3 protein-coding genes are annotated in these 3,818 nt (G+C 61.3%); all 3 read left to right on the top strand.

The annotated features are described in order from the left end of the window. Positions 1–220: 220 nt before the first annotated feature. Positions 221–853: an ABC transporter substrate binding protein gene (locus IVA82_RS33640; RefSeq protein WP_247384527.1), complete on the top strand. Its 633-nt coding sequence runs from the start codon at positions 221–223 to the stop codon at positions 851–853. Positions 854–1,610: 757 nt separating this feature from the next. After that, positions 1,611–2,822 carry a hypothetical protein gene (locus IVA82_RS33635; RefSeq protein WP_247384525.1) on the top strand — a complete coding sequence of 404 codons (1,212 nt, stop codon included), beginning with the start codon at positions 1,611–1,613 and terminating at the stop codon, positions 2,820–2,822. Positions 2,823–2,895: 73 nt separating this feature from the next. Further along, a complete protein-coding gene (locus IVA82_RS33630) occupies positions 2,896–3,318 on the top strand; it encodes a hypothetical protein (RefSeq protein WP_247384524.1) in 423 nt (140 codons plus the stop codon). Positions 3,319–3,818: the final 500 nt, after the last annotated feature.

The raw sequence follows: 3,818 nt of genomic DNA, 5'->3' as shown, positions 1-3,818 counted from the left end.
GCCTGTGCCGGCTTAACTCGATCGAACCGCCGTGGTACGGACCCGTATGCCCGGTGGTGTGGGAGGGGTGGCGTCGCGAGACGTCCCCCTATCCCGATCGTTGACCCGGAGCGGGCATTGGGTCGCAGCGTCTAGGGTCAATTGACTGCCCTTTCTCACCCGCCGCCGCGTCCCAAAGTGTTAGGCTTGGCGTGTCAACCTTTTTCCCCTCAGGGGACACATGCAACGGCGCGAGGTCATCACGCTTTTCGGTGGCACGGCAGCGACCTGGCCGTTTGCCGCGCGGGCGCAGAATACCAACAGAGCTCCCAGACGGATCGCCTTCTTGCCCGATCTTTACCCGGCAACGCTCGAAGCCTGGCGGGCAGAAATGCGCGTCCTCGGCTGGATCGAGGGGCAGGACTTCGTCATCATGCAGTCAGGCAAACAACTGGGAAGCCGCGGTCCATTGGATGAAGCCGCACAACGCGTGGTGGCGAACAAGCCTGACCTCATTTTCACTATTACAACGGCCTATGCGCTCGCTCTGCAACGCGCAACGGGGTCAATTCCTATTGTGATGCTGACTTCTGGATACCCGGTCGAGGCTGGCGTGGCTGACAGCCTCGCCAAGCCCGGAAGGAATGTCACAGGCAACGCGATCTATACAGAGACGGGGGTCTGGGGCAAGATGTTGCAACTGCTCCGCGAGGCCAAGCCGGACATCAAACGAGTCGCCGCCTTGTGGAGTTACGTCATACCCGCGTTTCCTAAAGAGGAGATCGAGCCAGCCTACGCTGAGCTCAATAGCGCGGCACGCTCGCTTAACTTGGAGCTTCACATCGTCGAGGTGGCGAACTCCGATCAGCCATAGGCTGCGCTCGCCGAGATCGACGAATGGAAACCAGGCGGCCTACTGCTGACGTCTTTTTTTAGCGACAAGGCGCGTTCGGTCGTGATGCAGTTTGCCGTGGATAAAGGCCTGCCCACTATCGTCGATGTTGATGTTTGGACACGCGTCGCCGCGCCACTCTATCCCCTTCTGTTTTACGGACCCATAAATCGAGAGCTTGTGCAGAATGCGGTCGCTTCGGTCGACAAAAATTTTGCGGGGGTCTAGTCCGGGTGACCTGCCGATCCAGCGGCCTCGCCGATTTGAACTAATCGTCAACCTGAAGACCGTGAAAGCAATTGGCCTCGATCTTCCACCCCTCCTTGTCGCCCGCGCGGACCGGGTGATCGAATAGGGCTCTTCGTTGCGTGCACGAGTCTGAAATTGGCCCCATGCTGCCTAGCTCAATGCTCGTCCAAGCGTCGGCTGTCGGGTGTAGACCGGAAGCCGCTTGCAGCGGCCCAGATCGCCGATTTTGACCCGGAGCTGACGTCAGCCCGCATAGGTCATGTCGATGCGCCGCATAGCGCCGTAGGAGCGGGCGGCTTGCTTGGTGGCCCGTTACCCGATCTGCACGCTGGTCCCGCTGTTGCCGCTATCGGCCTTCAGTTGAGGTGGCGATCCAGAAACTGGTCATTTAAGTTCGCTGTGAATAGCCATTGTGCGGCCAAGGCGGCTTTGATCATTGATGTTGATTGTGGGTGGATGTAGCCTTGAAGAAAGCGGGAGGAGCGGAGCAATGATGAGATTGGTTTTCTCGATTGTCGGCGTTCTTATACTCACCGTTCTCGCAGCCCCCGGGGAGTCCTCCGCACAGAGCGTAGCGGGTCGTACTGCTCGGACTGTCGTCACATTCGACAACGTGGGCGATGCGCCGGGGGTGCCGGAGGGAATCACCACGGACGGCAAGGACGGGCTTTATGTCTCGCTCTTCGTCCTCGATCAGATCTGGCACGTCAATCCGGCCACCGGCGAGAAGAAGAAGGTTGCGGACGTGCCGGGCGGCGACCTCAAGGGCGACCTTATCGGCATCGAGCGGGATCCCACCGACGGCACTATCCTTGCCGCCTTCAAGCGCGCGACGAAGGTCGACCTGTTCACGGAGGATCATCCTGACTGTCGCGACGCCACCGACGCATCAACCGGTATCTACCGGGTCAACCCACAGACTGGAGCGGTAAGCCCGTTCGTGACGCGTGGAACCGGCGTCTCGCTCTGCTTCCCCGACGACATCGCGATCGATCCGAGCGGCAACGTGTACGTCTCCGATCTCGAACTCGGGGTGATCTGGAAGTTCGATCGCGCCGGCCACGGGGGCGTCTGGTCGGATGACCCCCTGCTCGGCTGGACCGAGCAGACCGGTACGTGGAACACGAAGAACGGCACGGTGGGTGGTTACATTGGAATCAACACCGTGGCTCTTAGCCCCGATGGCCGTTACCTCTTCGCCGGCACCGACGGCGGCCCCGGCGGTCCCACCGGGAGCGGGCTGCTGGTGCGCATCCCGATCCAGGCCGACGGCTCGGCGGGCAAGGCAGATCTCTTTGCCGCAGGGCTGGGGGCCAATGACGGTCTCGAGGTGGGCCCCGACGGAACGGTCTACTTCGGTGATACGTACAACAGCGACGTCTGGGCCTTCTCACCCGACGGGTCCCGCCGCCAGCTGATTGCCTCCCGCGATCAGTTCGGCGACCCCTTGGATAATGCGACCAGCCTCGTCTTCCTCAACGGCTGTCTTTACGAGACGCAGCTTGGCTTCTTCAAGCTACAGCTGGGCAAGGCGAATGAAACGCTGCGGAACGTGGTGGAGATCTGCAAGTTCGGCAACCCAGCGGAGAACGGTACGTACACGCCGCGTCCCGTACTGGAGACGTCGCCCCCGACGCCGCGTCCGCCGGTAGCGCGAGCGACGCACCCGCAGTTCTCGACGCTCGGCCGCGGCCCGCCGTAACTGTCGCCTCGCTCTCATATTGGCTTTGCAGGCCCGCCGCCCTAGAATTGCGGCGATCGCAGGACGGGCGAATATGCAGTATGTTTGCGACGCGCCGAAGGGTAAGACCTGGTTCCGTATCGAGACGGAAGGTGAGGCGGTGCATGAGTCGCGCCTGATGAGCCACACAGTCGAGAAATATTTCCGCCGCGAGTGGGAGAAGGCAGTCCAGTCCTGGCGTCCGGAGCGGCCCAACGCGATCGAGCGCGACATCGGCCTCGAGGCCCATGTACAGCGAGAGATGCCGCTTTTCCTCACGTTGCGCGACAGGGAGGGCAATGCACTGACTACAGCGATGCTGCCACCGGGTGGCAAGGATCGCGGCGGGTTCCGGATCATCATCGTTGCCGCATCCAATGCCGATCCTTATCCTCAGCAGGAAGCAGCCATCGCTGCGCTGGGAGCGCATTTCGGTCTCACACTCGATCGCAACCGCTGCTTCCCCTATGGCCGCTAAGGAGCCTGACAAGTATCGCTGCTTGATTGGAGCGATGTCGGCTTATGGGCCCTCTGCCGACTTGCTAGTGCGGGCAGGCTTATCCGCTCACAAGGGCAGAGCGGACAAGGCATGCGTTCGCCGATCGAATCCATGCCTGCATCGCTGCTCAGGAAGAGGTTCACGGAGGGAGGGCAGGCGCGCAACCGGCCATGATGCAATAATGCCGGTGTTTTGCCCGACGAGTCAAACCGCTTCGTAAAATCCGAGAGACATCGCGCCGGCCGGCAAGCCATTGATAAAGCTGGCACCGGCTACTGTGGATGGGGTTGTTTTCGCGCTTTTGGTTGGAGGTGCCACTGCCGGCTTCGCGGCGCGCGGCCTCCTGCTAGCCTGCATTTCTCACAGTGCTGACTGATTTTACAACGCGGGTTTGATGGATCAGTGATGGCCATGAGGGATGGTGGCGCCGGAAGGCGCGGATGGCATTGTTTGGTTGTTGTCTCTCCGGTGGGCCAGGT

It is taken from the genome of Bradyrhizobium sp. 142 (genome assembly GCF_023074015.1).
Taxonomy (GTDB): domain Bacteria; phylum Pseudomonadota; class Alphaproteobacteria; order Rhizobiales; family Xanthobacteraceae; genus Bradyrhizobium.
This window is presented reverse-complemented; position numbering and strand designations above follow the sequence as displayed.